This is a genomic window from Paenibacillus sp. J31R122 (genome assembly GCF_056269185.1).
In genome coordinates this window covers 92,495-118,243 of record NZ_JBWDNM010000011.1, presented here as the reverse complement: position 1 = coordinate 118,243, position 25,749 = coordinate 92,495, and the positions used below count along the sequence as shown (strand labels likewise).

At 45.1% G+C, this 25,749-nt stretch carries 23 protein-coding genes and 1 other annotated feature; of the genes, 19 read left to right on the top strand and 4 right to left on the bottom strand.

Going from position 1 to position 25,749, the window contains the following annotated elements; genetic code table 11:
* Positions 1-2: 2 nt before the first annotated feature.
* The 6 genes from AC0YN7_RS18810 (at position 3) to AC0YN7_RS18785 (ending at position 9,823) form a co-directional block, all read left to right on the top strand.
* Positions 3-905 (top strand): carbohydrate ABC transporter permease, encoded by a 903-nt coding sequence (locus AC0YN7_RS18810; RefSeq protein ID WP_475811554.1) that lies wholly within the window; start codon positions 3-5, stop codon positions 903-905.
* 19 nt (positions 906-924) lie between these two features.
* Entirely contained in the window at positions 925-1,887 is a 963-nt protein-coding gene (locus AC0YN7_RS18805) for a carbohydrate ABC transporter permease (RefSeq protein WP_475811553.1), read from the top strand.
* 285 nt (positions 1,888-2,172) lie between these two features.
* Positions 2,173-2,469: a binding site (T-box leader), on the top strand.
* A gap of 159 nt (positions 2,470-2,628) precedes the next feature.
* Complete coding sequence (gene pheS / locus AC0YN7_RS18800; protein WP_475811552.1) at positions 2,629-3,663, top strand: phenylalanine--tRNA ligase subunit alpha; 1,035 nt, start codon at positions 2,629-2,631, stop codon at positions 3,661-3,663.
* A 24-nt stretch (positions 3,664-3,687) separates the two neighbouring features.
* Positions 3,688-6,129 (top strand): phenylalanine--tRNA ligase subunit beta, encoded by a 2,442-nt coding sequence (pheT, locus tag AC0YN7_RS18795; RefSeq protein ID WP_475811551.1) that lies wholly within the window; start codon positions 3,688-3,690, stop codon positions 6,127-6,129.
* A 202-nt stretch (positions 6,130-6,331) separates the two neighbouring features.
* The gene (locus AC0YN7_RS18790; RefSeq protein ID WP_475811550.1) at positions 6,332-9,313 is read left to right on the top strand and encodes a hypothetical protein; all 2,982 of its coding nucleotides are present in this window, start codon (positions 6,332-6,334) and stop codon (positions 9,311-9,313) included.
* A gap of 273 nt (positions 9,314-9,586) precedes the next feature.
* Positions 9,587-9,823 (top strand): hypothetical protein, encoded by a 237-nt coding sequence (locus AC0YN7_RS18785; RefSeq protein WP_475811549.1) that lies wholly within the window; start codon positions 9,587-9,589, stop codon positions 9,821-9,823.
* 483 nt (positions 9,824-10,306) lie between these two features.
* Here the strand turns inward: AC0YN7_RS18785 and AC0YN7_RS18780 are convergent, their stop codons facing one another.
* The 3 genes from AC0YN7_RS18780 to AC0YN7_RS18770 all read right to left on the bottom strand — a co-directional run bounded on the left by AC0YN7_RS18780 (position 10,307) and on the right by AC0YN7_RS18770 (position 12,244).
* Positions 10,307-10,987 (bottom strand): SDR family NAD(P)-dependent oxidoreductase, encoded by a 681-nt coding sequence (locus AC0YN7_RS18780; protein ID WP_475811548.1) that lies wholly within the window; start codon positions 10,985-10,987, stop codon positions 10,307-10,309.
* 303 nt (positions 10,988-11,290) lie between these two features.
* The gene (locus AC0YN7_RS18775) at positions 11,291-11,674 is read right to left on the bottom strand and encodes a cupredoxin domain-containing protein (protein WP_475811547.1); all 384 of its coding nucleotides are present in this window, start codon (positions 11,672-11,674) and stop codon (positions 11,291-11,293) included.
* A 210-nt stretch (positions 11,675-11,884) separates the two neighbouring features.
* Positions 11,885-12,244 (bottom strand): phage holin family protein, encoded by a 360-nt coding sequence (locus AC0YN7_RS18770; RefSeq protein WP_475811546.1) that lies wholly within the window; start codon positions 12,242-12,244, stop codon positions 11,885-11,887.
* A 176-nt stretch (positions 12,245-12,420) separates the two neighbouring features.
* On the opposite strand from AC0YN7_RS18770, the gene AC0YN7_RS18765 reads away from it, so the two are divergent.
* From AC0YN7_RS18765 to cysK, 5 genes are all read left to right on the top strand, one after another.
* Positions 12,421-14,787, top strand: a complete 2,367-nt coding sequence (locus tag AC0YN7_RS18765; protein ID WP_475811545.1) for an endonuclease MutS2 — start codon at positions 12,421-12,423, stop codon at positions 14,785-14,787.
* Between the two features lie 77 nt (positions 14,788-14,864).
* A complete protein-coding gene (locus tag AC0YN7_RS18760; protein WP_475811544.1) occupies positions 14,865-15,287 on the top strand; it encodes a DUF350 domain-containing protein in 423 nt (140 codons plus the stop codon).
* A 108-nt stretch (positions 15,288-15,395) separates the two neighbouring features.
* Positions 15,396-15,947, top strand: a complete 552-nt coding sequence (locus tag AC0YN7_RS18755; protein ID WP_475811543.1) for a hypothetical protein — start codon at positions 15,396-15,398, stop codon at positions 15,945-15,947.
* A gap of 132 nt (positions 15,948-16,079) precedes the next feature.
* Entirely contained in the window at positions 16,080-17,291 is a 1,212-nt protein-coding gene (locus tag AC0YN7_RS18750; RefSeq protein ID WP_475811542.1) for an MFS transporter, read from the top strand.
* A 50-nt stretch (positions 17,292-17,341) separates the two neighbouring features.
* Positions 17,342-18,259, top strand: coding sequence for a cysteine synthase A (cysK, locus tag AC0YN7_RS18745; RefSeq protein WP_475811541.1), 918 nt, complete (start codon positions 17,342-17,344; stop codon positions 18,257-18,259).
* Positions 18,260-18,278: 19 nt separating this feature from the next.
* Here cysK and AC0YN7_RS18740 read toward each other — a convergent pair whose 3' ends face one another.
* The gene (locus AC0YN7_RS18740; RefSeq protein WP_475811540.1) at positions 18,279-19,352 is read right to left on the bottom strand and encodes a CotH kinase family protein; all 1,074 of its coding nucleotides are present in this window, start codon (positions 19,350-19,352) and stop codon (positions 18,279-18,281) included.
* Between the two features lie 381 nt (positions 19,353-19,733).
* Here AC0YN7_RS18740 and AC0YN7_RS18735 point away from each other — a divergent pair, with 381 nt between their 5' ends.
* From AC0YN7_RS18735 to AC0YN7_RS18700, 8 genes are all read left to right on the top strand, one after another.
* A complete protein-coding gene (locus AC0YN7_RS18735; RefSeq protein ID WP_475811539.1) occupies positions 19,734-20,357 on the top strand; it encodes a DUF2642 domain-containing protein in 624 nt (207 codons plus the stop codon).
* Between the two features lie 131 nt (positions 20,358-20,488).
* Positions 20,489-21,154: a DUF2642 domain-containing protein gene (locus AC0YN7_RS18730; protein WP_475811538.1), complete on the top strand. Its 666-nt coding sequence runs from the start codon at positions 20,489-20,491 to the stop codon at positions 21,152-21,154.
* A 158-nt stretch (positions 21,155-21,312) separates the two neighbouring features.
* Positions 21,313-21,537, top strand: a complete 225-nt coding sequence (locus AC0YN7_RS18725; RefSeq protein ID WP_475811537.1) for a hypothetical protein — start codon at positions 21,313-21,315, stop codon at positions 21,535-21,537.
* Positions 21,538-21,597: 60 nt separating this feature from the next.
* A complete protein-coding gene (locus tag AC0YN7_RS18720) occupies positions 21,598-22,002 on the top strand; it encodes a spore coat protein (protein ID WP_475811536.1) in 405 nt (134 codons plus the stop codon).
* Positions 22,003-22,259: 257 nt separating this feature from the next.
* Positions 22,260-22,751, top strand: coding sequence for an Lrp/AsnC family transcriptional regulator (locus tag AC0YN7_RS18715; protein ID WP_475811535.1), 492 nt, complete (start codon positions 22,260-22,262; stop codon positions 22,749-22,751).
* A gap of 15 nt (positions 22,752-22,766) precedes the next feature.
* Entirely contained in the window at positions 22,767-23,987 is a 1,221-nt protein-coding gene (locus AC0YN7_RS18710; RefSeq protein ID WP_475811534.1) for an aminotransferase class I/II-fold pyridoxal phosphate-dependent enzyme, read from the top strand.
* A gap of 183 nt (positions 23,988-24,170) precedes the next feature.
* A complete protein-coding gene (locus tag AC0YN7_RS18705; protein ID WP_475811533.1) occupies positions 24,171-24,743 on the top strand; it encodes a cob(I)yrinic acid a,c-diamide adenosyltransferase in 573 nt (190 codons plus the stop codon).
* Positions 24,740-25,714, top strand: a complete 975-nt coding sequence (locus AC0YN7_RS18700; protein WP_475811532.1) for an RluA family pseudouridine synthase — start codon at positions 24,740-24,742, stop codon at positions 25,712-25,714. The genes AC0YN7_RS18705 and AC0YN7_RS18700 overlap by 4 nt, the downstream gene beginning before the upstream one ends.
* The last annotated feature ends 35 nt before the right edge of the window (positions 25,715-25,749 follow it).

The following is a 25,749-nucleotide window of genomic DNA, read 5'->3' as shown; positions in this document are numbered from 1 at the left end:
TAATGCGTAAAATTCCGACGCTTCAGCAGAAAAAGTCTAGATTAGGCATGTTATTCGTATTACCGTGGTTTCTAGGATTCGTTTTCTTATTTATCATTCCGTTGTATGAATCCTTTATATACAGCTTAAATGGGCTAACGCTTGGAAAAGGCGGCTTCATTACAGAGTATAAAGGGTTTTCATATTACAAGGAGTTATTTACGTCGCATCCCACGTTTACTCGAACACTGGTTGAATCGATTTCTGATCTTTTGATCAATGTGCCGTCCATCACGATTTTTAGTTTGTTCGTTGCTACGTTGATTAATCAGAAGTTTAGAGGAAGGGTATTTGCACGAGCTATTTTTTTCCTTCCTGTCATGCTTGCAGCACCCGTACTTTCACTAGAGAGCAGCGGCGAGATGGCAACCATTGCTTCGACGATAACAGGTGCATCACCTGAGGGCGGGGGCGGAGCATTTTCATTTACTAGCTTCGAGTTGGAGAGATTGCTGTTTGAAGCTGGTGTCGGGGGTGGGTTAATATTCTATATAACCGATTCAGTTGATCGGATTTATGAGATTATTAGTTCATCTGGTGTTCAGATACTGATTTTCCTTGCAGCGCTCCAGTCCATTTCTCCTTCTCTTTACGAAGCAGCAAAAATTGAAGGAACGACAGGCTACGAAGCGTTTTGGAAAATCACTTTTCCAATGCTCAGTCCAATCATGTTGACGAATATTGTCTATACCGTTATTGATTCCTACAGCACTAATGCATTAAGCAAAATGATATCGGACACTGCGTTTGTATCACTCAATTTCAGCTTGAGCGCAGCGATGGCATGGGTGTACTTCGTTATCGTATCGCTTATTCTAGTAGTGACAATGGGACTCGTCTCACGTAAGGTGTTTTATCAAGACTAACAGGATAGGGGGGGGGACTGTGAAGCTGGCCCACCATTCAAGCACAGCAGCATGGAGAGAACGTGCAAGGCGATTCAACTTGCTTAATTGGAGTAAGCATTGGAGTTGGGTAACCGTTCGAACGATACTTGTGATCGGGTTTTGTTTTGTTATTTTATACCCATTGTTTTTCAAGCTTTCAGTGTCATTCAAGGATCGTGTGGATTTGTATGACTCAACCGTACTTTGGATTCCTAAACACTTCACATTGGATACGATTAAGATTGCTTTTGAAGCACTTAGTTATCCAAAAGTATTTATGAATTCCTTAGCTATTGCAACGATCTCGACGATCTTACAGGTCGTTTCTTGCTCCTTGGCAGCATTTGGTTTTGCTAGGCTGGCCTTTAAAGGGAGCAAGTTATTATTCGGCGGCGTGCTCTTTACGATTATCGTTCCTGTACAAACCATTATGATCACGACCTATCTAAATTATCGTTACTTTGATGTTTTGGGTCTTGTCCAATTGTTCACCGGGCAGAAGGGAATTAATCTGCTAGACAGCTATTGGCCTTTCATCCTTCAGTCAGCTACCGGAATGGGAATAAAGAGTGGTTTGTTTATCTTCATATTCATTCAGTTTTTCCGAGGTCTTCCTAAGGAGCTGGAAGAGGTTTCTTACATTGATGGATGCAGCGTATTTCAATCGTTTTGGCGTATTATGTTGCCTAACGCGGTACCAGCGATGGTAACAGTTCTACTGTTCTCGTTCGTATGGCAGTGGAATGACAATTATTTCGTTTCTCTATTCCTGACATCTTCGGAAGTACTATCGACAAAGCTTCCAATTATGTGGGCTTCGTTCTCTATGACAGATCCACTATATGCTTATATGATAAAAAATGCGGGGGAGCTGCTGTTTATTGCTCCGATCGTACTATTGTATATGTTTGCTCAACGTTATTTCGTAGAAAGCGTAGAGCGCAGCGGATTGATAGGTTAAGCTATTCTCAAAAAGGGCTTCCCTAAAAGGTTTAACGAACCTTTTAGGGAAGCCCTTTTTGAATTGTGTACAATGCTGTTATATAAAGAAGCTGTGATTTGCCCTTTGTTGTTCAATCGATTTGCTTCGACAACGGAGAAAAGTCACACGTATTCGGTTATTGGAAGAAATGATGATGAGAATTGATTCGTAAATAAACTTAGAGAAAACAACGTATTAATGAACCATAATTGTTGCATCGTGACTGATGTTTGCATATAATATAGATTAATGTATCATAATCGATGTAAAGCTATGATGGAGAAGAGTAAGCAGTGCTTTCGCACAGGGAGAAGACACCGTTGATTGAGAGTGTCTTTGTGAAATAAGGCTGCTGAAGTTCACTCCGGAGCAGACCCCTGAAACGCCGAAGCGGTGTGCCGCGAAGCGCAAGTAGGGTGCGTACGGTTCCCGCCGTTATGGGGCTAGAGGAATTACAAGCTTCCGTCAGTGCAAAGGATGACGTTATTTTAGTCATTTACGAGCACTAAGGCCAGGCAGTAATTCAAATTAGGGTGGTACCACGGTTCTTTCGTCCCTTTAGGGAGAGAGGCCTTTTTTTTGTGCAAATATAGGAAAGTAAAAGTTTCACGCTTATACTCCGCCTAGATTTCACAGCGGAACGAATGCTTTTACCGCAAAGACGGCGCCAGCCGTTTACGCTTGAATGATTGAGGAAAGATGATATGGAGGCGAAGAAAAATGAAGGAACGTTTGGAAGGGCTGCGCGTAGAAGCGCTTCAAGAGCTGCAGCAAGTGGAAAACCCACAGCAGTTAAATGATTTACGTGTTAAATACTTAGGAAAAAAGGGCGCGTTGACTGAGATTTTGCGCGGCATGGGCGGACTCAGCGCGGAAGAGCGTCCGGTTATTGGTCAGGTTGGCAATGAGGTTCGTGCGGCAATCGAGAGTGTAATCGAAGAGAAGCAGGCCGCATTCCAACAAGCTGAAACAAATAATAGACTTCTTGCGGAGACGCTTGACGTAACGCTGCCTGGCAAGCAATTGCCAACAGGTTCTGTTCATCCGTTGAACAAAGTGGCACAGGAGATTGAGGATATTTTTATCGGATTAGGCTATACAGTAGCGGAAGGTCCAGAGGTTGAGACCGATTACTACAACTTTGAAGCGTTGAACTTACCGAAGAATCACCCGGCTCGCGATATGCAGGATTCGTTCTACATTACGGATGATATATTGATGCGTACGCAAACGTCACCGGTACAAGTGCGAACAATGAAAGCCAAAAATGGCGAAACGCCAATTCGAGTTATTTGCCCGGGTAAAGTATACCGCCGCGATGATGACGATGCGACTCATTCGTTCCAATTTAATCAAATCGAAGGACTTGTTATCGGCAAAAACATTCGAATGAGCGATTTGAAAGGGACGCTGCTGCAGTTTGCACAGCAAATGTTCGGCTCCCAAACACAAATTCGTCTACGTCCAAGCTTCTTCCCATTCACAGAGCCAAGCGCTGAGGTAGATGTAAGCTGTGCCCAATGCGGCGGAAAAGGCTGCCGGATGTGCAAGCATACAGGCTGGCTTGAAATTCTAGGCTGCGGTATGGTGCATCCGCGCGTACTTGAAATGGGCGGCTACGATCCTGAAGAGGTGAGCGGCTTTGCATTTGGTATGGGTGTTGAGCGTATCGCGTTATTGAAATACGGCATTGACGATATTCGTCATTTCTATACGAACGATCTGCGTTTCTTAAGTCAGTTTGCGAGAATGTAACAAAGAGAGAAGGGAAGAAAAACGATGAATGTATCCTATCAATGGTTGAATAAATATATCGATCTTTCTGGCTACACAGCGGAAGAGCTAGCAGAGAAGATGACGCGCGGCGGTATTGAAATCGATGTCGTGGAATCCCGCAACAAGGGCGTGACTGGCGTAGTAGTCGGCTATGTTAAATCGAAAGAAAAGCATCAGGATGCGGATAAGCTGAACGTATGTAAAGTTGACGTCGGGACGGGAGAAGAACTTCAAATCGTCTGTGGCGCTAAAAATGTCGATGCGGGGCAGCTTGTTCCTGTAGCTGTTATTGGAGCAGTACTTCCTGGTGACTTCAAAATTAAACGCGCGAAGCTGCGCGGCGTTGAATCACAAGGTATGATCTGTTCGGCAAAAGAGCTTGGTCTAAATGAAAAGCTGCTGCCGAAGGATCAGCAGGAAGGAATTCTGGTATTGCCTGCATCAACAACGATCGGCGCATCAATTGGCGACGTTCTAGCAATTAATGATGAAGTGCTTGAGCTTGATCTGACTCCGAATCGTTCGGATTGTCTTAGTATGATTGGCGTTGCTTATGAAATCGGCGCTTTAACGGGACGCGAGGTTCTTTTGCCAAATGCGTCTATACCGGCCAGTACTGTGAAAACGGACGGTCTCGTATCTGTAAGTATTAGCGCTCCTGAGCATTGCTCGCATTATTCAGCTCGTTATATTAAAGATGTTAAAATCGGTGCTTCTCCCTTGTGGCTGCAAAATAAATTGATCGCCGCTGGCGTGCGGCCGATTAATAACGTCGTTGACGTAACCAACTTCGTAATGCTTGAATATGGCCAACCGTTACATGCTTTCGACGCAGATCGTCTGCCGGGCGGAAGAATTGATGTTCGTCTTGCGAACTCAGGTGAAACGCTTGTAACTCTCGATGATCAAGAGCGCAAGCTTGAGCCTCATATGCTCGTTATTACGGACGGTACTAATCCGATAGCGCTTGCGGGCGTTATGGGCGGAGCTAGCACAGAAGTAACGGATTCAACTGTTAATATTTTACTGGAGTCGGCAAGATTCGACGGCGGAACAGTTCGGAAAACGTCACGTCAGCTCGGACTGCGCTCGGAATCAAGTATAAGGTTCGAGAAGGAAGTAGATCCAGCAAGAGTGATTCCTGCACTTGACCGCGCTGCAGCTCTAATTGCCGAGCTTGCTGAAGGTCTTGTTACGGATGGAATCGTTGAGGTTTCTACTGGCGAGGCTCAAACAACAAAAATTGACCTATCTTTAGATAAAATTAACAGCTATCTTGGAACGGATCTATCTCGTCTTGAAGTACAGACGATATTTGGCCGTTTACATTTTGAATATGAGCTTTCTAGTAATGACTTATTCACAGTGAATGTGCCGACACGTCGCGGCGACATTACCCGTTCTGTTGATTTAATTGAAGAGGTTGCCCGTTTATATGGCTACGATAACATTCCTACAACGCTTGTTCACGGAGATGTTATACCGGGCTCGCTTACTAAGCCGCAAGCGATTCGCCGCGAACTGCGTAAACGATTGTCAGATGCTGGCTTGCATGAGGTCGTAAGCTATTCCTTCACTGGGCCTGAGCGCACTAAGCTGTTCCCGGTGTTAGCTGAGAATACGAAGCCCGTACAATTGGCAATGCCGATGAGTGAAGATCGCAGCTTGCTGCGGACTACGCTTATAGCACAGCTGCTGGAAACAGCGGCATACAACCGTAATCGTAAAAATGAATCCGCGGCATTATTTGAAATCGGCAGCGTATTCCATACCGATGAGGAGCAGCTTACTCGTTTGCCACAAGAGAAGCACCGCTTTGCAGCGCTTTTAACAGGAAATCGCACAGAGGCGCAATGGAGTGGCAAGGCGGTTCCGGTTGATTTTTATGATGCGAAGGGGATTTTGGAGACGGTATTCGGGGTGCTTGGTTTAACAGCCAGTGTAACATACGAAGCGGCTCAGCCAGAGCATTTCCACCCAGGAAGAACAGCAGCTGTTCTAATCGACGCGGGTAAAGGACCAGAAGTAATAGGTTATGTGGGGCAATTGCATCCTGGACTTCAACTTGAAGCTGATCTAGCGGATACGTATGTGCTTGAAATAGGTCTCGATCTGCTTTATGAGCTGGCGGATTCGGATATTGCTTATAAGGTGCTTCCTCGTTATCCGGCTATGCAGCGAGATATCGCTGTTGTCGTTGATCAAGAGGTAGCGGCGGCTAATCTGACTAGTACAGCTTGGAGTACTGCTGGTGAATTGCTGGAGTCCGTACGAGTATTCGATGTGTTTACAGGAGAGAAGCTGGGCGCGGGCAAGAAGAGCATTGCAATCTCCCTTGTATACCGTCATGGAGAGCGTACATTGACAGATGAAGAGGTCAGTGCTGTGCACGAGAAGGTTGTTTTAAAATTAGAACAATCTTTTGCAGCGGAATTACGCAAGTAGGCAGGAAACCTTCAAAGTCGCATCGAAATAGTTCCTAGTGGGCTTCGATGCGACTTTTTTTAGAGGAAGGTAAGAGGTATGATTTCTTTGGATACTTTGTTTATCTTTCAACGCGAAACCGCATCATCCATAAATTACGGATAATGCGCTCGTTTCTGCTAGACTAAGAGGCGCAACTTAGATAATAGGAGGATTCGCCTTAATGGATACTGAACAAACGGTAGTAACAGTTGATATATATGGAGTTCAATATAAGCTAAAAGGTCACACCAATGTAGAATATATGAAGCGAGTCGCCAGTTCGATCGACGAGAGCATGAAGAAGCTGGCTAAAGGTTATCCGCGACTGGATATGCCGAAGCTTGCTGTGCTTGCGACTGTTCAAGTTACAGAGGAAGTATTTCGTTTGCGCCGCGAGAATGCAAGACTTACAGAGGAAGAAGCTAAGCTGGTCTTAATGAGCCAGCAGCTTGAGCAGGCGACTCAGCAAGCGGCAATGCTGCAAGCATCGTTAATCGAGACAAAGCGAGAGTCAACTGAGCAAATTCAAGCGGCAAAGGCTGCCGCAGAAGCGGATATCGCGCAGATGCTGGAGATGGCGGCAGAGCAAGCAACTGTTCAGCAAGCAGCCGCTGCAGAAGCGCTTAAGTCGTTTGAGGATCAGACAGCTGCTCTTAAGCAGCAAAATGAACAGCGGGTAGCTAATTTGATTCGCGATAGAGAAGAAAAGCTTGCTGTGCTTGGTCGTAAGATGGATGAGAGGCTGGCAGCGCTTGAACTAGAGAAGAATGAAAAGCTGGCAGCACTTGAATTGGAGAAAGACGGGAAGTTTGCAGCGCTTGTGCTGGAGAAGGACGAGAGGATAGCAGCTCTTGAACTGGAGAGAGACGAAAAGCTGTTAGCGCTTGAGCTAGAGAAAGATGAGCAGTTAGTGTCGCTTAAACTAGTGAAAGACGAAAGGATAGCAGCTCTTGAACTAGAGAGAGACGAGAAACTGGCAGCGCTTGAACTAGAGAGAGACGAGAAGCTGGCAGCTCTTGAACTAGAGAGAGACGAGAAACTGGCAGCGCTTGAATTAGAAAAAGACGAGCAGCTACTTGCTCTTGAGTTAGAGAAGGAAGAACAATTTGCAGCTTTTGAACGACAAAAAGCGGAGCAGCTTGAAGCTATTAAACGGAAGAAGTCTGAACAGCTAGCAGCGCTGGAGCTTGAGAAGACGGAGCAGATTACACGTTTAACTGCAGACAAGGAAGCAGAATTAGCTGCAGTGACAGCGGAGAAAGACGCGTTGCTGACAGAGCTTGCACTGAGCTGGCAGACTAAATGGGATAATCGCGAGCAAAGCTGGATTTCGGCAGCAGATGCTGAACGCTTAGAGCAAGCGCGTCTGAATGAGGAACGGGAGCAGGCGTGGAAGACGAAAGAAGTCGATACAGAGCAAGCATTCCGTGCGGATCTTGAACGACGTAGAAATGGCTGGCTTGAGGAACGAAGCCGTCTGCAGGATCAGGTTGCTGATTTGAAGCAAGGCTGGATAACAGATAAAGAAGAGTTAGATCTTCGTATTGCATTAGCAGAAGAGCAGCTTGTGCAGGCGATGGAGCAAGAGGAGCATTTCCGAACTTCATATGCGCAGCTAGAGCAAGAAGGAGAATTACAAGCAGCGCAACTTAATGGAACCCGAGATGAGCTTACTCAATTACAAGAACAGAAGGGTCATGCTCTTGAGCGAATTGAGGAGTTAGAGCAGAAGCTCCTGCATGAGCGGAGTCATGTATCTGCTGCTGATAAGCGCTCATCAGAGCTGCAGCAGCGCTTGAACGAATCGCAGGAGGCTGAACGTCAGCAGCAAGAAAAAATGCTGCTGCTGGAGGAACAATACAAGCAGCAAGAAGAGCAGCTGCTGCAGGTTCAGCTGGAGCAGGAAGAGTTAGAGCTTGCACATAAACAAGATATGGATGAACGCCGGCAAGCGCTGAGAGAAGAGCTTGAGAAGCAGCGACATACACTTCAAGAAGCTTATGAGGATCAGCTGGCATTGCGTGAGCAGGAGCATGCACAACTGTTAGAGTCGCTTCGAAGAGAGCATTCCGAGCAGCTTGAGCTTACTGAAGCAGAACATGATGATTTATTTAAGCAGGTGGTTGCTGAAGGCGAGGAACGCTATAAGAAATCGATAGCGGAGCGCGATGAGCGTTATATGAAAGCTGTTGCAGAGCATGAAGCAATCCTTAAGCAAACGATAGCTGTCCATGAAGCACGTTATAATCAAAAAATAGCTGAGCATGAAGCACTTCTCAAGAAAAAAGCAGCTGAAGAGGAAGCTCGCAATAGACAAGCAGCAGCCGGGCATGAAGCACGTTATAATCAAAAAGTAGCTGAGCAAGAAGCACTGCTTAAACATAAAGCAGCTGAGCAAGAAGAGCGCAATAAACAAACAGCTGCGGAGCACGAAGCATTCATCAAGCAAATCATAGACGAGCATGAAGAGCGTTATAAGCAGCTTGCAGCAAATCAAGAGGAGAAGCTTTTGCTGCAGCAGCATGATCATGATGAAAGCATGCAAAAACTGCAAGTCCAGCTTGAGCAAATCAAGCAGGCAGCTTCGGCCAGCGCACAAGGCGAGCAAACTGCCAAAGTTGAGCTGGAAAAGCTAGCGGCAAAGGAGCAGGAGCTGACCGAGCAGCTTGAGCTAACTGCGGCTCGTGAGCGAATTGCGGCGCAGCAGCTTGAAGCAGCCGCTGCCCGTGAGCGGGAGCTAAGCGAGTTGCTTCAAGCACAGCAGAAATATGCGGATCAAGCGGCAGCCGAGGCTGAGAGACTTGTGCTTGAGAAGCAAGCTCAGGAAGCTGACGGAGAGGCGCTGCTCGATCAATTGGAGCAAGCCTTGCAAGAGGCGGCAGCTGCATCAGAGCTGAAGGAAGAGCTAAGCGAGCATACTTCAAAGCTTACTCTCGAGCGAGATGCGGCGGAACGTACGGTAGAAAAGCTAGTTAACGAGCGAGATGAAGCAGCGCGGATAGCGGAATCATTAGCCTACGAGCGTGATGAAGCTGCACGAACTGCTGAGAGACTAGCAGAGGATCATACGCATTTACAAGAACAGCATCATAAGCTCAAAAACGAGTATTCCAAGCTGCAAACGGAGTACAACGAGTGGATTGAACTAATCGAACAAAGCTAACAAGCTAACAAGCTAACAAGCTAACAAGATAACAACAAAGCCGCAGTGGGAGCAAGGGTGAATGCCTTTGCTGACACTGCGGTTTTTTTGTAGCGGATAAGATTAAATATTTTCTGTTGGATCGTTATGATGTAAGCGGAGGTTATAAGGCTTAACAGGAATCGGATACACAATAGATACACGATACCATTTAGATATAATCAATTTCTACCAAATAATAGCGAGTGAGTATGGTATTATAATTGGGCTTAATGCTATTAGGAGAGATCGTAAATGGATCCGACAGTGAAGATTTTATTGTCAAATGGAGTAGATAGTCAGTCTGCAGAGTTGTTTGGAATAGATCAGAATTCGTTGGTTAATAGGAATGGATTCCAAAACTTTGTGTACTCAGGCGTCAAAGGAGAAAGCAGAATAGTGTTTAGAATAGCGCATTCGTCACACCGTTCAGAAGAGCTGACTATTGCTGAACTGGAATTAGGTCAAGGCAACAAGTTATCAACGTCCTAGTTCAACGAACGTGAAAATTAGGCATGTAGAATGTATATTGTCCATTCAAACATCTGATATTTCTCTTTTTTATGTGTTTGAATGGAAAAGATACAATCAAATAGATAGTGAGAAGCTTTTTTTCTGCAAAACGGACGATTAGCTTGTATAAAATACAGTCTGAGTCGAAATACGATGTTTTGATGTGGAGTTGATTGTATGAAATACAGTCAAATACGACTAATGAAGAGCAAGCCAGCTTACTCACTAGCTGTCAACGGCTGATTTCAGTTTTGAACTGGTTTTGGTATGGATTAAAATAAGTCACCAAGATGAGATTGGTGACTGATGGTGACTTTCGTAATATTAGCGTGCATTGAAGCGTTACTTTCTTGGCCATAAATAATGACTTTCATAAAATTAGCGGACATAGGAGTGCTAATTTCTTGATACTATAGGTGATTAACTGGAATCGAATGTTTATATGATTTCTGCTAATTAGCATTATCCGTAGGAAACAAGCGTGCCGGTGGGGCCACCAGCCGGGAGATTAGCTAAGCGAATAAGATCAGGAGTAACGACTGCAGGGTCTTTGCCAGTGGCATGCATTTCGGTGCGGAGCGTGCCTGGATTATATAAGTTAACGAGGATTCCATGCTCATGCTCTTCATCGGCGAGCGTGCGCGTTAACGATTCCAACCCGGCTTTGGCTGCGCTATAAGCGGCATAACCGCCTGCTCCATTCCAGGAAAGACCGGATGTAATATTTATAATTCGTCCGTATTTCACTTTACGCATAGCTGGTATTACAGCTTTACTTAAGAGAAAAGGTCCGGTTAAGTTCGTATCGATCTGATTTTGCCATTCGTTAGAAGTTAACTTTACTACGGTGCCAGACTCAAGAACAGCGGCATTATTCAGCACAATGTCGATTCGGCTCCATTGTTGAAGCACAGCAGCAACAGCTTCCTGTACCTGATGCTCATCGGACACATCGGTTTGCAGCACAAGCGCTTCTTTACCTGTACGATCTTTTACGATAATCGCGGTTTCCTCAAGCTTTTGCTTGCGACGTCCTAGAAGAACGACATTGGCTCCTTCTGATGCGAAGGAAATGGCTGCTGCGCGTCCAAGTCCTGTGCCTGCCCCGCTGATGATGGCAACTCGATTGTTTAATGATCCCATACAATTCCTCCATTCATGGTTTATGTGGTGACTATTTTAACAAAGGGCAGACTGCAGGGGAAGAGTCTACGCGATCAAAGTTTTTTAACTATTTGTTAAGCTGTGATTATATTTGGGCTAGACTTATGCGAATAGAGACTAACAGATCCTATATGTTATGCTGCTATTCCCGCAAACATAACAAAAAGCCGTGAACCTACGAGACGTAGTCATTCACGACTTATTCGGCAGCATTGGTATATACAGCTAACCGTGGCTTAGGCTTAAGGAGCCATATTGTTGTTAAACGTATTTAGCGACTGGTTATATAACAATTAGTTTTGATTTCATAGTGCTATGGCCTTTACCGCATGGCACAGTACATATGATGTTGTATTCGCCAGGCTCATCAAATTTGACAGCTGTTGTTTCATTATTTTTAATATCATCAAATTTTGATTTTAAAATCTTAACACTATGAACGCCGTCAATCGACTTCAGGGAAATGTTAACCGTTTCACCTGCTTTTATTTTGTATTCCGTCTGATCAAACTTCCAATTAGAGGCTGTAATTACTAATTCTGAGGTTGCTGGCCCAAGATCAACTGCGCTGCTGTTCCCGCCGTTATTCGTATTATTTTTAGCTCCGCATGCTGCTAGAACAAGCGCTAGACACAATACACTTGCCAATAGTAAATATTTTTTCACCTGTAGTACCCCTCTCAACTCTAAATAGATAGTTAAAATTTCTCAATCTTATTGTAACGTATCCTATTTATAATTGCAGTGACAGCTCTATGACAAAGTGATGAACAAGGTGTGAAAATGATTTTGATTTCATGTGATTAGTCATATAGACAGCAAAAAGCCCTTGTCAGCCATATTAGGCGATCAAGGGCTGATAAAGCAGCCTTTGTATTAGTCGTGACTGCGTTTTCCTGCTTCATAAGGAGTGCTGACCGGAATGAACAGGTCAATAATCCCGATAACGAGAGCAGCTAAGATCGCGCCAAGTACTGTTACGGAAACGCCTCCGACGATGAATTGAGCAATCCAGATGACGGCGGCACTAACGATAAATCCGACAATACCACGTCCAAATGGTGTAATCCGTTTGCCAAATATCCCTTCAATAACCCAACCGATTGCCGCGATGACCAGAGCAAGAAATAACGCGCTCCAAAACCCACCGACTTTAAACTGAGGGACGATAAACCCGACAATCATTAGCACAATCGCAGACACAACAAACCGGACAACATGGCCTAAAAAACTCATATCTTTACCCTCCTTAGATTAAACTTAGGTTGTGCAATACAAAAGTTACTTTGTAAGGCGGCTTATTCGTTTCTAGTGTAGCCAATTGATTGTTATTTATGTATGGAACTGATCTTGAATTCGTGCATCGAAGCGCGCATTCGGCTATAATAGTAGGGCGAGAGGAGTGTGTCAGATTGGACACTAAAATATTAACGACACTTGAATTTCCTAAAATCATATATAGATTAACGCAGCATGCCGCGACTTCACTTGGCAAAGCTACTGCGGAGGCATTGCTTCCAGTATCTGATTTGGAAGCGGTTAAGCCGCTGCTGCAGATTACAGATGAAGCTTATACTGCGGATCGTCTAAAGGGCAGCGCTCCGTTTGGCGGGATCACCGATATCAAATCGCCGCTGCACCGTGCTCGTATCGGGGGGACGCTGAACCCGGCCGAGCTGCTTGATATTGCTAATACCGCTCGTGGCGGCCGCCGTGTCAAGAGACATATTAGCGTTTTGCATGAAGATAATCCAATACCGATGCTACAAAATTTAGCTGATCAAATCAGTGAGCACAAAACGCTGGAAGATGCGATTTTTGACTGTATCGATGACCAGGCTGAAGTCATGGATAGCGCCAGCGCACAGCTCGCTTCCATTCGACGTGAGCTGAGAACCGGAGAATCACGCATACGGGAGAAGATGGAGCAGATGATTCGTTCCACCTCTGTTCAAAAAATGCTTCAGGATGCGATCGTAACGCTGCGCAATGATCGATATGTCATTCCGGTCAAGCAGGAGTACCGTTCCAGCTTTGGTGGAATCGTGCATGACCAATCTGGATCAGGCGCGACCTTATTTATCGAGCCGGAAGCAATTGTAGCGATGAATAATAAGCTGCGGGAGCTTAAAGCAGGTGAGCTGCGCGAGATTGAGAAAATTTTACAGAAGCTTACTGCGCTCGCTTCAGATTATGTAGAGGACCTGATTACTAATCTGGATCTGCTTGGTCAGCTTGACTTTGCTTATGCGAAGGCTCGGCTTGCTCATGAGATGAGAGCAACGCTGCCGCGGATGAACGACAGAGGCTTTCTCAAGCTGAAGCGCGGTCGTCATCCATTAATTGCTCATGAGAAGGTCGTTCCAATCGATGTGGAGCTTGGAAATAACTATACAGCGATTATAGTGACGGGACCAAATACGGGCGGGAAAACCGTTTCCTTAAAGACAATTGGCTTACTAAGCTTAATGGCGATGTCCGGTTTGTTCGTGCCGGCCGAGGATGGCAGTCAGCTCTGTGTGTTTGATGCTATTTATGCCGACATTGGCGATGAACAAAGCATTGAGCAGAGCTTGAGTACATTTTCCAGCCATTTGATGAATATTATTCGCATTTTGAAATCGATGACCTCGAAGAGTCTAGTGCTGCTTGATGAACTAGGTGCGGGAACTGACCCTGCCGAAGGCTCAGCGCTTGCAATAGCAATCTTGGAGCATGTGCATGCCATGGATAGCCGTATTATTGCTACGACGCATTATAGCGAGCTGAAGGCGTATGCCTTTAATCGCAAAGGAGTAATTAATGCGAGCATGGAGTTTGACGTTGCGACGCTTAGTCCTACGTATCGGTTGCTTGTCGGTGTACCTGGCAGAAGTAACGCGTTTGCGATTGCAGAGCGTCTAGGACTTGCGCGTTCGATCATTGACCATGCACGAGGCGAGGTTAGCGAAGAGGATCAACGGGTTGAAAATATGATCGCCTCACTCGAGGAAAATCGTTTGGGAGCGGAATCCGAACGCCAGACCGCGGAATCGCTTCGCCGTGAAGTCGAAGCACTCCGAGCGCGTCATGAAACAGAGCGTCAGAGATTTGAGGAGCAGAAGGAGAAGCTGCTGCTTAAGGCTCAGGATGAAGCACGCGAGACGGTAGCAAAAGCGAAGCGTGAGGCTGAACAAATTATATCAGACCTGCGCAAGCTGGCTATGGAAGAGGGCGCTTCAGTTAAAGAGCATAAGCTTATTGAAGCGCGCCGCAAGCTGGATGAAGCATCACCTGAGCAGAAGAAGGTGATGCGCGGCGGTACCAAAGGTACTCAAAAATCAGCCAAGATAGAAGCTGGTGACGAGGTAACGGTTTACAGCTTAAATCAGAAGGGTACAGTAGTCGAGGTTCATGGTTCAGATGCCACCGTTCAGCTTGGTATTATGAAGATGAAGGTGGCTCTGAATGATTTGGAGCTGCTGAAGTCAACCACTTCTACAAAGAACCAGCAGCCAAAGCAAGCAGCTAGCTTGACACGCTCACGCGAGGATAATATTAAGATGGAGCTGGATTTACGCGGTGAAAGCTTAGAGGAAGCCATCGTTGAGGTCGATCGCTTTTTAGATGAATCGTTCTTATCTGGATTCAGTCAGGTTTTCCTGATTCATGGCAAGGGAACAGGCGTATTACGCACAGGAATACAGCAATATTTACGTAAGCACAGCCATGTGAAAAGCTTTCGTTTAGGTAATTATGGCGAGGGTGGAGTCGGAGTTACAGTAGCGGAGCTTAAATAATAAAGCATATGTAGGAAGGCTCAAGTAACGGACAGTTCATGAGCAACGAATCGGCCTAATGATGGAGGGATATTTGGATGGAAAATGAAGTCGATAAGCTTTTAAGCAACCCCTATGCCGCTTCCCTTGCTTACGTATCGGTATCGGTGCTTGCGCTTATTGTGTTTTTGTCCTGCTTTGAGCTGGTTACAAGATATAAATGCTGGACTGAGATCAGAAAAGGCAACGTGGCAGTCGCGATGGCAACGGGAGGGAAAATATTTGGTATATGCAATATTTTCCGATTCTCGATTGAAGCTAACGATTCTGTGTATCAAAGCCTGATTTGGGGCGCATTTGGATTTGTTATTTTGATGGCTGCCTACTTCTTATTCGAATTTCTAACACCTGTATTTCGAATTGACGATGAAATCGAGCGAGATAATCGGGCGGTAGGCTTAATTTCGATGATTATTTCTGTGTCGCTCTCTTATGTGATTGGGGCAACGGTTACTATTTAGTTGGAGGCAGTTCGTATGAATTATTTGTGGAAAATATTAGTTGTGGTAGCTATTTTGTTTTTTGCTGTCGGTATCATTTATTTAATGAACAATTAAAAGGGGATAAAAATGATGGAAGAGCAAGTGATTTGTCCATGGTGTGTAACAGAAATAGTTTGGGATGAAGAAATCGGTCCTGAGAAAAATTGCCCTCATTGCGAAAATGAGTTAAGCGGCTATCGCACCATGCAATTCGGAATTGGCGAGGACGACGAATTAATGGAAGAAGAGGATGTTCACATACAATCGGAAGAATGGTCAGATGACTATGAAGAAGATACATTAGATACCAAACATAAAGAGTGGTTAGAGCAGGGTGAAGGCTATCGTAATACGAATAGCGCTTTACTTGCAATAGAAGGCTCGCTCCAAAATATATTTGATGACCAGGAGGAAGTACCAGAATGTCCAAGCTGCCGTGAGTATATGCTCGAGGCAGGCACACAGACGATCAACGAACAAAATTTTGTTTCAACGACCGCGCCTTCGCTGGGCGGACCGATTTTGCCAGCGCCTTTTGAAGTGAAATGGTATGTGTGTCCCGCTTGCTTCCATACCGCTTCATTGTTGGCCAATAAGGATAGAGAGATATTAATTAACCGGTTGACTCCAAAGGAATAGTTACTTATGGAAATAATGGACGGGCATGGCTTGCCCTGTTTAAGGGAACCTTACAAAACGTATTTCTGATCACGCTAACGAACGGTATGACATTGTTCATACGGGCTCATTCGTTAGGCAGGAGGAGTCGTTTTGATTAAATCTTTAGGCAGTCAAGCTGCCTTATTACTTATCGTGCAAGCATTGTTCGGAGTTGCAAACGCGTTGTCCGGTACGTTTGTCCCCATATACTTATGGAAAGCAAGCCAGTCGTATATGCTGATTGGATGGTTTACATTAAGTCAATTCGTAATGAGCGGGCTGACTTTCTGGATAGTAGGGAAATGGGTTAAAGAGCATAACAAAATGAACAGCCTGCGTGTTGGCATCGTTTTGTCCGGCCTCTTCTATTTCGCGGTATTACTGTTAGGGCAGCAAGCCAAATTCTACAGTGTGCCATTAGGCATCTTGCATGGCGTAGCACTCGGTTTTTTCTGGCTTGCATATAACGTCGTCTACTTCGAAGTGACTGATCCGGATAATAGGGATCGATTCAACGGCTGGGCAGGCTTGCTCGGATCTGCCGCTGGAATTGTCGCACCATGGGTGTCAGGTCTGCTGATTACGTCCTTGCACGGTGAACGCGGCTATCGCATTATTTTTACGATATCTCTGATCATCTTTGCCATTAGTGTCGTCTTGAGCTTCTGGCTTAAGAAGAGGAAAACAGAGGGTGTCTACAATTGGAAGCACGGCTACGAGCAGCTGCGGCAAAAGGGCAACCCTTGGCGGCGTATGTTTCTAGCGATAGCTGCGCAAGGCGTTCGTGAGGGTGTATTCATGTTTCTGGTTGGACTTACCGTATATGTAGCAACACAGAAAGAAAGCAAACTAGGAACCTATTCGTTAGTTACATCATTCGTAGCTTTAGTGAGCTTCTGGCTAGTCGGAAAGCTGCTCAAGAAGAAAAATAGGAAAGTAGTCATGTTCATTGGTGTCATCATGATCGCGGTCGTCATATTGCCTCTATTTTGGAAGGTATCGTATACGACGCTGCTGCTTTTTGGGATAGGCACCTCGTTGTTCATCCCGCTCTATATCATTCCAATGACATCAAGAGTATTTGATTTAATTGGACAATCGGAGGAGAGCGCGCGTGAACGAGAGGAGTTTATTGTGCTGCGAGAAGCAGGGCTAACCTTAGGCAGAATCATTGGCTTATCCTCATATTTGATCGTATTGCCGCTTAATCATTCTCCTGCAGCAATTACATGGCTTTTGTTTGGGGTTGGCATAGTTCCTATAGCAGGCTGGTGGTTTATGAGGCCGTTTCTGTCGCAGCAGCAAGCGAAGGATACAGCATAAGAACTAGAATGAATGTCTAAACGTTATGAATGAATTGGAGGTTGATACGGATGCCGAGGATAGTATCGGATATAACAAAGCTAATTGGCGATACACCGGTGGTGCGTCTTAATCGGCTTCCTGATACAGACAGTGCTGAGGTATGCGTCAAGCTGGAACGATTTAACCCAAGTGGCAGCGTAAAGGATAGAGCGGCATTCGCACTCATCGCAGAAGCAGAGAAAAGCGGGCTTATCCGACCTGGCGACACAATTATTGAGCCTACAAGCGGTAATACGGGCATTGGGCTTGCGATGAACGCGGCCGCCAAAGGTTATCAAATGGTTTTGGTCATGCCAGATAATATGTCAGCGGAGCGTATCAAGCTGCTGCAGGCTTATGGCGCAGAAGTAGTGCTGACACCAGCCGCGCAGAGAATGCCTGGAGCCATTCGCAAGGCAGAGGAGCTGCAAGCGCGGTGTCCAGGCAGCTATATTCCTAATCAATTTAAAAATAAAGCAAATCCCGATATTCATCGCGTAACGACGGCTCAAGAAATAATGCGGCAAACCGGTGGTAAGCTGGATGCTTTTGTCGCTACGGCAGGTACTGGCGGCACGATAACTGGAACGGGTGAGGAGCTGAAGAAGCTGATCCCGAATATTTATATCGCAGTCGTGGAGCCGCAGGGCTCTCCGGTCTTATCGGGAGGACAGCCAGGTCCGCATAAGCTAGTTGGGACAAGTCCCGGCTTTATACCGGATATTTTGAATACATCCGTATATGATGAAATTATACAAGTATCTGATGAGCATGCTCTAACGACGATGAAAGATTTGGCTAAGAGAGAAGGATTGCTGCTAGGGCCGTCATCCGGCGCTTCCATATGGGCAGCGATGCAGATCGCGAAGCGGTTAGGCGCTGGAAAACGTGTGCTTTGTATAGCGCCGGATACTGGCGAGCGGTATTTGAGTATGGATATTTTTTGATGGGTATGGAGCTCAGAATTTACGCCCACTCCCGCAACGCTTGCTGAAGAATTTCTCGCCGCTCAACAATGTAATGGCGAATGAAGGACGGCTCAGAAAGAAAGGTGTCATAGCTGGATTTCCGTGTATAGTCATTGCGAATCGCGGGAGATAAGCGTAAATGCATCTTTTTGATAACGGGCTCCAGCTTATCGACTGTAAAGGCTGCTTTAAGCAAATCTTTCATAATGATACGATACTTCTTACGGCATGCTGGGAAGGTGAACAGCATGCTAGTAAGCTTGTTATAGCCTTGAAACCTCACTAAATCACTTCCGCATGGCTTTCCGTAGCAGTTTCTCCCCCATGTCCCCTCATAATCCCAAGGAATAATTCGATACTTCCCGCTCGATTGATGTTCATACAGCGCGTAATTTTGATCAAAACCATCATAGTTTCCGGTTAAGACAGCACCCGCCAGCCATAACAAATATTGAGAAATATCTAGTCTTCGAGCGGTTAGCTCTCCTAGGTTTTTACCCGACATACGATTTAGATTGCGTACAAATGAAATCAGCCTTCTTTTTGCCCCGCCCTTACCCTGTCTCATCTCGTAGCCATCGAATAAAGAGGGCTTGATCCCCTTCGTAACAGGATCAGTCAAGCTGAAGTCAGCACTGTCATTTACCGCGTATAAAAGCGAGCGATAGCCAATGCCTCGTTTCTCGAAGAAAAGTCGATCGACCGATTCAATTTCCAGGTATACACCTTGCGCGGTCCCGTTTAGGATTAGCCAAAAATGGTTGGTTTCAGGCGATGGAACGCCAATTTTATTGAAGAAATAAAAGGAGAGCGCATTTCGCATCATCGATGGATCATCGTATTCCGCATTCCAATGAAATGTCTTGCCGCCTTCAAGCCGAACCTCATAGGATTTTTTGGAATAATTACGCGTATGACCACCCCGAAGTCCGAATGTTACGTTATGCTTCTGTCCATCTATGTCGAGCTCTGCCGGTTTAAATTGATTGCTCCAAGCATTGCTTTGAATCTCCTCCAAGTCAGAATCATCAATACGTATATTACGTACAGGTAATAAATCTGCAGCAGCCATGTCATTATCATCCTCCGAGGAAAAAGATAAAGCCTGTCGTCAGACGATAGGCTTTAATACTTATTTACCTTATTCAGATGGCGCCCACATGGTCACTTTAATTTGAGCTTAGCCGGACCTTAAGTGCCCCCTTAATCTATTCTATTAATCATAACGAGATAAGAGCGTATTCTTTTAATAAATAGATATAAATCTAGTACCGCTACTATATGGGATACATATAAATATATTACAAATCATCTCCCATGATAGATGAACTGAATCAAGTATTGGAGGGATGCTCGCCGCAATTCATAGTCTATGCTGATGACAGAATTAAGAGATTGGATCTGAAGGTACTTTTGTAATCTACTATTAAGGAAAATATCGGAGGGATTAATTATGAATTATTGGCATGAAAGTTTAGCTGGACAAACCCATAGAAGTGACCGCAACGAGCGGACAAATTTCCTGAACAGCTTGGTTGGCAAAAATGTAAAAATTAATCGTGGTGGACCAGACTCGATTCAGGGAAAATTGCTGGCTGTTAAAAGTGACTTCCTGGTTATTAGCACAAACGAGGGTGTTGTATATATCTCTACTAGCCATGTGAAAAGTATAATCGAGATGACAGGCAGCAAAGGTAATAAAAGCGGCCGCCGTGATCCTGAATATGTGAATGCTACTAACTTTGTGGGGGTTATTCGTTCTTTCAACCACAAATTCGCACAAATTAACTGGGGTGGACCAGAGAAAGTGGAAGGATTCGTTGCAGATGTAGGCAACAAAGCTGTACTTCTCGTTGCTGGCCAAGAGGTTTCGCAAATTCAACTCTTCCATATCAAAACGATAAAAGCAGCGGGTAAAAATAAATCGGGCGGAAACAAATCCGGCGGCAACAATCAAAACAAAAGCAACAACAAAAGCAACAATCAAAACAAAAGCAATAAAAACAACAGCAAAAACAACAATCGGACTGGTGGACAAGGAAGCAGCGGCAACAAAAGCGGAGGTAAAAATCGCTAAAGTGAATGTACTCTAAATTATTTTAGAAGAAAGATACGGTATGTGATCAATAAAGCTGACTACGTGCCGAGCAAAGGTCAAGAACCGTTGCTCGGCTCTATTAACTATTTGGAGAAATGGAGGTTGATCGCTTGAAAAATAATCATCCGCTGCTGAACCGTTATATCGAATTAGAAATTTCCGGAAAAATCGCGCCAATACGCGGTAAGCTGATCGAATTTGGCCAAGATATTTTAGTGCTGCACACTGGAACTCAGTTTTTTTATGTTCCTCTTATTCATCTGCAGCAGCTTCGTCTCTCGACGAGTGAGGAAGCTGTTATTGAAGTGCCGGAAATGCCCTTTGAGCCTTATAATGAGCCAATTTCGTATCGCAAAATGCTAATGAACGCGAAAGGGATGTTCTCCGAATTATATATTACAGGAAATCAGTCCATTCACGGTTATTTGACGAATGTAATGAATGATTTCTTCGTTTTCTACTCTCCTGTCTATCATACTGTAATCATTTCGCTTCATCATTTGAAGTACTTGATCCCATACAATCCGAATGTAACGCCTTATACCTTAACGCCAGAGCAGTTTCCACTTAGACCATCGCCGCTTACGCTAGCCAGAACCTTCGATCAACAGCTTCGAAAATTAATCGGTGAATTTATTGTTTTAGATTTAGGCGGTAATTCAAGTAAAATCGGTGTTTTGAAAAATGTAGATCAAGGCATGATCGAGCTTGCATCAGTAAGCGGAAACGCCGTATATGTGCATTTTGACCATGTGAAAACCGTGCATATACCTTAACAAGCGCAATTGCATATCTTCATAACGGAGATAGACTGTACTCTCAACTAATTATTAATTGGAGTGCAGTCACTTTTTTTTGTATGAAAAATGGTACATAAAAAAAGGAACTATTGCTGATAATACGTTTGGCACGAAAAAATTGGAGGAGGATGAATATGATTCAGCCAATGACAGCAAAAGAGCTGGAATATGTCGCAGACTCGATGTCAAACGAGGATTTGCAAATTAAACAATGTGTTGCCGGAATAAATGAAGCAACAACACCAGCAATGCGCAACTTACTTACGCAAATGGTTCAGACGCATCAACAGCATTATAATTCGCTTTTGCATGCTATATCGCATCATCTGCAAATGGCGCCAACACAGCCTCAGCAGTAAACTACAGTGTTAAAAGAAAGAAACAAACAGCTTGTAAAAAAAGTATAGGAGGTTTCTATTATGTATCAGAAGCAGACGCAGTCCATATTAACAGAAGAGGACTTGGCAGGCACTGTGCTCGCCGATCTGAAGCGAATCGTTCGTGAATATGCGACGGCGGCAACCGAAGCAACCTGTCCCGATATCCGGCAAATGTTTACTAAGCTATTGAATAGCACCTTGACTATGCAAGGTCAACTATTCGAGACGATGAAGCAGCAAAATATGTATAACACCTCGTCCCCAGCTTTACGCCAAGATATGAGCAAGCAAGAAAAGCAGTATCAACAAACGCAGCAGAAGACCCAACAGTTCCTGCAGCAAAACCTTGGACAACAGCAAGGACAGTCATACTATACGCCGATGTCTCAGCAACATGGACAGCAGCAGCAGCAGCAGCAAGGCAGTCAACCGTACTACATGTAAAGACCCTTTGGGTCTTTTATTAACACATAACCATTTATAAGCTTACACCTTATAAATGTGTATATATATCCATGAAACGAACGCTTTTGCCGCAGAAGACGACGAAGTCGTTTCTTCTTATTTACCTCTATAATTTTATTGTTAAAGGGCTGAAGCTGCAAATTTGCGGCTTCAGCCCTTAATGCTATGTTTGCAGGAAAAACGAATTCGTTGTAAAATATTCTTTATAATCGCAGCGTTCTGGAAGGAGTTATACAATGACCGAATTACAGTTGAAAGTGTTGGAGCTGCTGAAGGAAGATGCGCGTAGGGATGCCGAGTTAATAGCAACCATGCTTGCCGTATCGACAGAAGAAGTGAAGCAAGCAATAGCGACATTAGAGGAAGATCATGTCATTGTTAAGTATGCAACAGTCGTTAACTGGAGTAAAATTGACGATCAAAAGGTAACAGCACTCATTGAGGTTCAAATTACACCTGAACGCGGACGCGGATTCGAGGGTATTGCGGAGCGTATTTATTTGTATCCAGAAGTGAAATCAGTTTATTTGATGTCTGGGGCGTATGATCTGCTTGTTGAAGTAGAAGGGAAAAATTTAAAAGAGGTTGCCTCTTTTGTATCTAATAAATTATCGCCAATTGATGCGGTTCTATCAACTAAAACATTTTTCATATTAAAAAAATACAAACAAGACGGCATAATCTTCGAGGAGCATGAAGGTGACCATCGATTGATGGTTTCGCCGTAAAAAAGGGTGATGGCAATGATTAAAGATGAAGAAAAGCAACCCACCACACCTGCGCAACGCTTAGAGATGGCAAATTATTTGTCACCGCTTGTACGAGGCATTAAACCGTCGGGTATCCGTCGGTTTTTTGATTTAGTTAGCACGCGTAAGGATGTCATTACTCTCGGAGTAGGTGAACCTGACTTTGTAACGCCTTGGCATGTGCGTGAAGCTGCTGTATACGCGCTTGAAATTGGGAAGACGCAATATACATCCAATGCGGGTATGCCTGAGCTGCGTGAAGCAATAGGTCACTATTTACATAATTCATTCGCGGTAGAATATGATCCTGCGAATGAAATACTAGTGACGGTAGGCGGAAGTGAAGCGATCGATCTCGCGCTTCGCGCTTTAATTGCGCCAGGAGATGAAATATTAATTCCTGAGCCTTGTTATATTTCTTATTCTCCAATTACTACACTCAGCGGCGGTGTTGCAGTAGGCATCGAAACATTTGCAGAAGACGAATTTAAGCTGAAGGCGGAAAGTTTGCAAGCGGCTATTACACCTAGATCCAAAGTACTTGTACTTAGTTATCCAAGTAATCCTACTGGCGCGACAATGAGCTATGAGGACTGGCTGCCGATTGCGAAAATAGTCGAGGAAAACGATCTGATCGTCATCTCGGATGAAATATACGCGGAATTATCCTATAACATAAAGCATGTAAGCTTTGCATCAATACCGGGAATGAAGGACCGGACCATTCTCGTAAGCGGCTTCTCCAAAGCATTTGCGATGACTGGATGGCGGATGGGCTATGCCTGCGGTCATTCGGATATTATTGCGGCGATGCTGAAAATCCATCAGTTCACCGTAATGTGCGCGCCGATTATGGCGCAATACGCTGCTCTTGAAGCACTTCAGCATGGCTTAGAAGAGAAGGACCGTATGGTTGAAGCATATAATCAACGGCGTCGGTTAGTTGTAAAAGGATTCCGCGATATTGGACTTGATTGTCACGAGCCGCAAGGTGCGTTCTACGCGTTTCCATCGATTGCGTCAACTGGATTAACAAGCGAGCAATTCGCGCAGCGGCTGCTTGACGAAGCCAATGTTGCAGCTGTTCCGGGTGATGTTTTTGGCCTTGGAGGCGAAGGACATTTGCGCTGCTCTTATGCGACATCCGTCACGAATTTGACAGAGGCACTTGATCGAATTGGAAAGTTTGTGTATAGCTTAAAGCAGCAGGGCTAAGCTAAGGCTGTACAAGATGTTCCAGCAACAAGCAGCAGGTCAGGAGAGCATCCGGCCTGCTGTTTGTATTTTGTGGTGAAAGTGTGCTTGGACGCAGCTAAATGCGTTTGTAATTGAGCTGGTGATGAGTAGTTTATGATATAGTGAGAAGAGATTTGTATGTATAAAGGGGAGCGGTGGAAGATGAAGCTGTATACGAAAACGGGAGATAGCGGGCAGACATCATTAATTGGCGGGCGAGTACGCAAAGACGATTCACGAGTTGAAGCGTATGGCACAATAGATGAGTTGAATTGCTTTGTAGGGCAGACTGCTGCTGAAGCGGCTAAGCACGATGAGTTTGCGGAGCTGTCTGAGAGGCTTATCGAAATTATGCAGGAGTTATTTGACTGCGGCTCAGATCTCGCTTATGCGAAGGAGGGCTCACCTTTAAAAATAACAGCGGAACCAGCTGTTCGCTTAGAAGGCTGGATCGATCAATATATTGTCGAAGCGCCAGAGCTTACTAGATTTATTTTGCCTGGGGGAAGCTCCGTTTCGGCTTTGCTGCATGTATGCAGAACCGTATGCCGCCGAGCAGAGCGCCGCGTTGTGACGCTATCTGTGGAGCATCCGATTAACGTTGATGTCTTGGCCTATTTGAATCGCTTGTCTGATTTCTTCTTCGCGGCTGCAAGAGTCGCGAACGCGAAGCTTGGAGTTCCGGATACGGAGTATGTACGCAGTGCGGAAGTATTTCGGAATCCGAAAAAATGATGGAAGCGTTGGATAACCTCTACTATAAGCCGTTAGTCGTCATCGTTGGCGAAGCGGAGCATGGAAAAATGGTGCGCTCGGTGCTAGAGCGAAAGCTTGGCGTATCACGTAAGCTGCTGTCTCAGGTGAAGCAGACTGAGCATGGACTCACCGTTAACGAAGTCCGCGTGTATACGACTGCTAAGGTTGTAGAAGGCGATGTTATACGAGTAAGAATGGAACGGGAAATATCCGAGGATATTTTGCCGGAGCCGATACCAATTCAAATTGTGTATGAGGATGAAGATCTTCTTATCGTCAATAAACCAGCGGGAATCGTTGTACATCCGACACATGGCCATTACACGGGTACGTTAGCAAACGGCGTCGTCTATCATTGGCGGGAAAAAGGCGAGCGGGTTCGTTTTCGACCCGTTCATCGTCTTGATGAGGACACTTCGGGACTTGTTGCTATTGCCAAAACTTCCTACGTTCATCAGCAGCTATCTGAGCAAATGCAGGCCAATACAATTATGAAAATTTATCGCGCTTACGTTTACGGAATGCCAGATCCAGCAGAAGGAATCGTAAACGAGCCGATTGACCGTGATCCTGCTGAGCCTCATATTAGGATCGTAACACCTGAGGGGTATGCTTCCGTAACTCATTATAATACGGTGGAAAGCTTTCATTATGATTCAGGAATGAATGACAAACCCGCTGCGGCTTCCGTCCGCTTAAAGCTGGAGACAGGTCGAACCCATCAAATTCGCGTTCATATGCAATATATTGGCTGTCCTTTGATTGGTGATAAGATGTATGGTCCGAAGGATAGCGCTGTAGTCGAATGGGAAGAAGCAGCCGGAAGACAAGCGTTACATGCTGAGACGCTAGGCTTCACTCATCCGATTACGAAGCAATGGATGGAGTGGGATGCGGAGCTGCCGCCTGAGCTCATTTACTTGGAGCAAATACTCCGACAATCTCAATAGCGTTTAATTGCTAGCCTATATTCACAACGCATCAG

Bases quoted from the DNA above. Each gene is read 5' to 3' on its own strand.
- AC0YN7_RS18810 (WP_475811554.1), top strand. From the start codon at position 3: ATGCGTAAAATTCCGACGCTTCAGCAGAAAAAGTCTAGATTAGGCATG.
- pheS (WP_475811552.1), top strand. From the start codon at position 2,629: ATGAAGGAACGTTTGGAAGGGCTGCGCGTAGAAGCGCTTCAAGAGCTG.
- pheT (WP_475811551.1), top strand. From the start codon at position 3,688: ATGAATGTATCCTATCAATGGTTGAATAAATATATCGATCTTTCTGGC.
- AC0YN7_RS18790 (WP_475811550.1), top strand. From the start codon at position 6,332: ATGGATACTGAACAAACGGTAGTAACAGTTGATATATATGGAGTTCAA.
- AC0YN7_RS18785 (WP_475811549.1), top strand. From the start codon at position 9,587: ATGGATCCGACAGTGAAGATTTTATTGTCAAATGGAGTAGATAGTCAG.
- AC0YN7_RS18780 (WP_475811548.1), bottom strand. From the start codon at position 10,987: ATGGGATCATTAAACAATCGAGTTGCCATCATCAGCGGGGCAGGCACA.
- AC0YN7_RS18770 (WP_475811546.1), bottom strand. From the start codon at position 12,244: ATGAGTTTTTTAGGCCATGTTGTCCGGTTTGTTGTGTCTGCGATTGTG.
- AC0YN7_RS18760 (WP_475811544.1), top strand. From the start codon at position 14,865: ATGGAAAATGAAGTCGATAAGCTTTTAAGCAACCCCTATGCCGCTTCC.
- AC0YN7_RS18755 (WP_475811543.1), top strand. From the start codon at position 15,396: ATGATGGAAGAGCAAGTGATTTGTCCATGGTGTGTAACAGAAATAGTT.
- cysK (WP_475811541.1), top strand. From the start codon at position 17,342: ATGCCGAGGATAGTATCGGATATAACAAAGCTAATTGGCGATACACCG.
- AC0YN7_RS18740 (WP_475811540.1), bottom strand. From the start codon at position 19,352: ATGGCTGCTGCAGATTTATTACCTGTACGTAATATACGTATTGATGAT.
- AC0YN7_RS18735 (WP_475811539.1), top strand. From the start codon at position 19,734: ATGAATTATTGGCATGAAAGTTTAGCTGGACAAACCCATAGAAGTGAC.
- AC0YN7_RS18725 (WP_475811537.1), top strand. From the start codon at position 21,313: ATGATTCAGCCAATGACAGCAAAAGAGCTGGAATATGTCGCAGACTCG.
- AC0YN7_RS18720 (WP_475811536.1), top strand. From the start codon at position 21,598: ATGTATCAGAAGCAGACGCAGTCCATATTAACAGAAGAGGACTTGGCA.
- AC0YN7_RS18715 (WP_475811535.1), top strand. From the start codon at position 22,260: ATGACCGAATTACAGTTGAAAGTGTTGGAGCTGCTGAAGGAAGATGCG.
- AC0YN7_RS18710 (WP_475811534.1), top strand. From the start codon at position 22,767: ATGATTAAAGATGAAGAAAAGCAACCCACCACACCTGCGCAACGCTTA.
- AC0YN7_RS18705 (WP_475811533.1), top strand. From the start codon at position 24,171: ATGAAGCTGTATACGAAAACGGGAGATAGCGGGCAGACATCATTAATT.
- AC0YN7_RS18700 (WP_475811532.1), top strand. From the start codon at position 24,740: ATGATGGAAGCGTTGGATAACCTCTACTATAAGCCGTTAGTCGTCATC.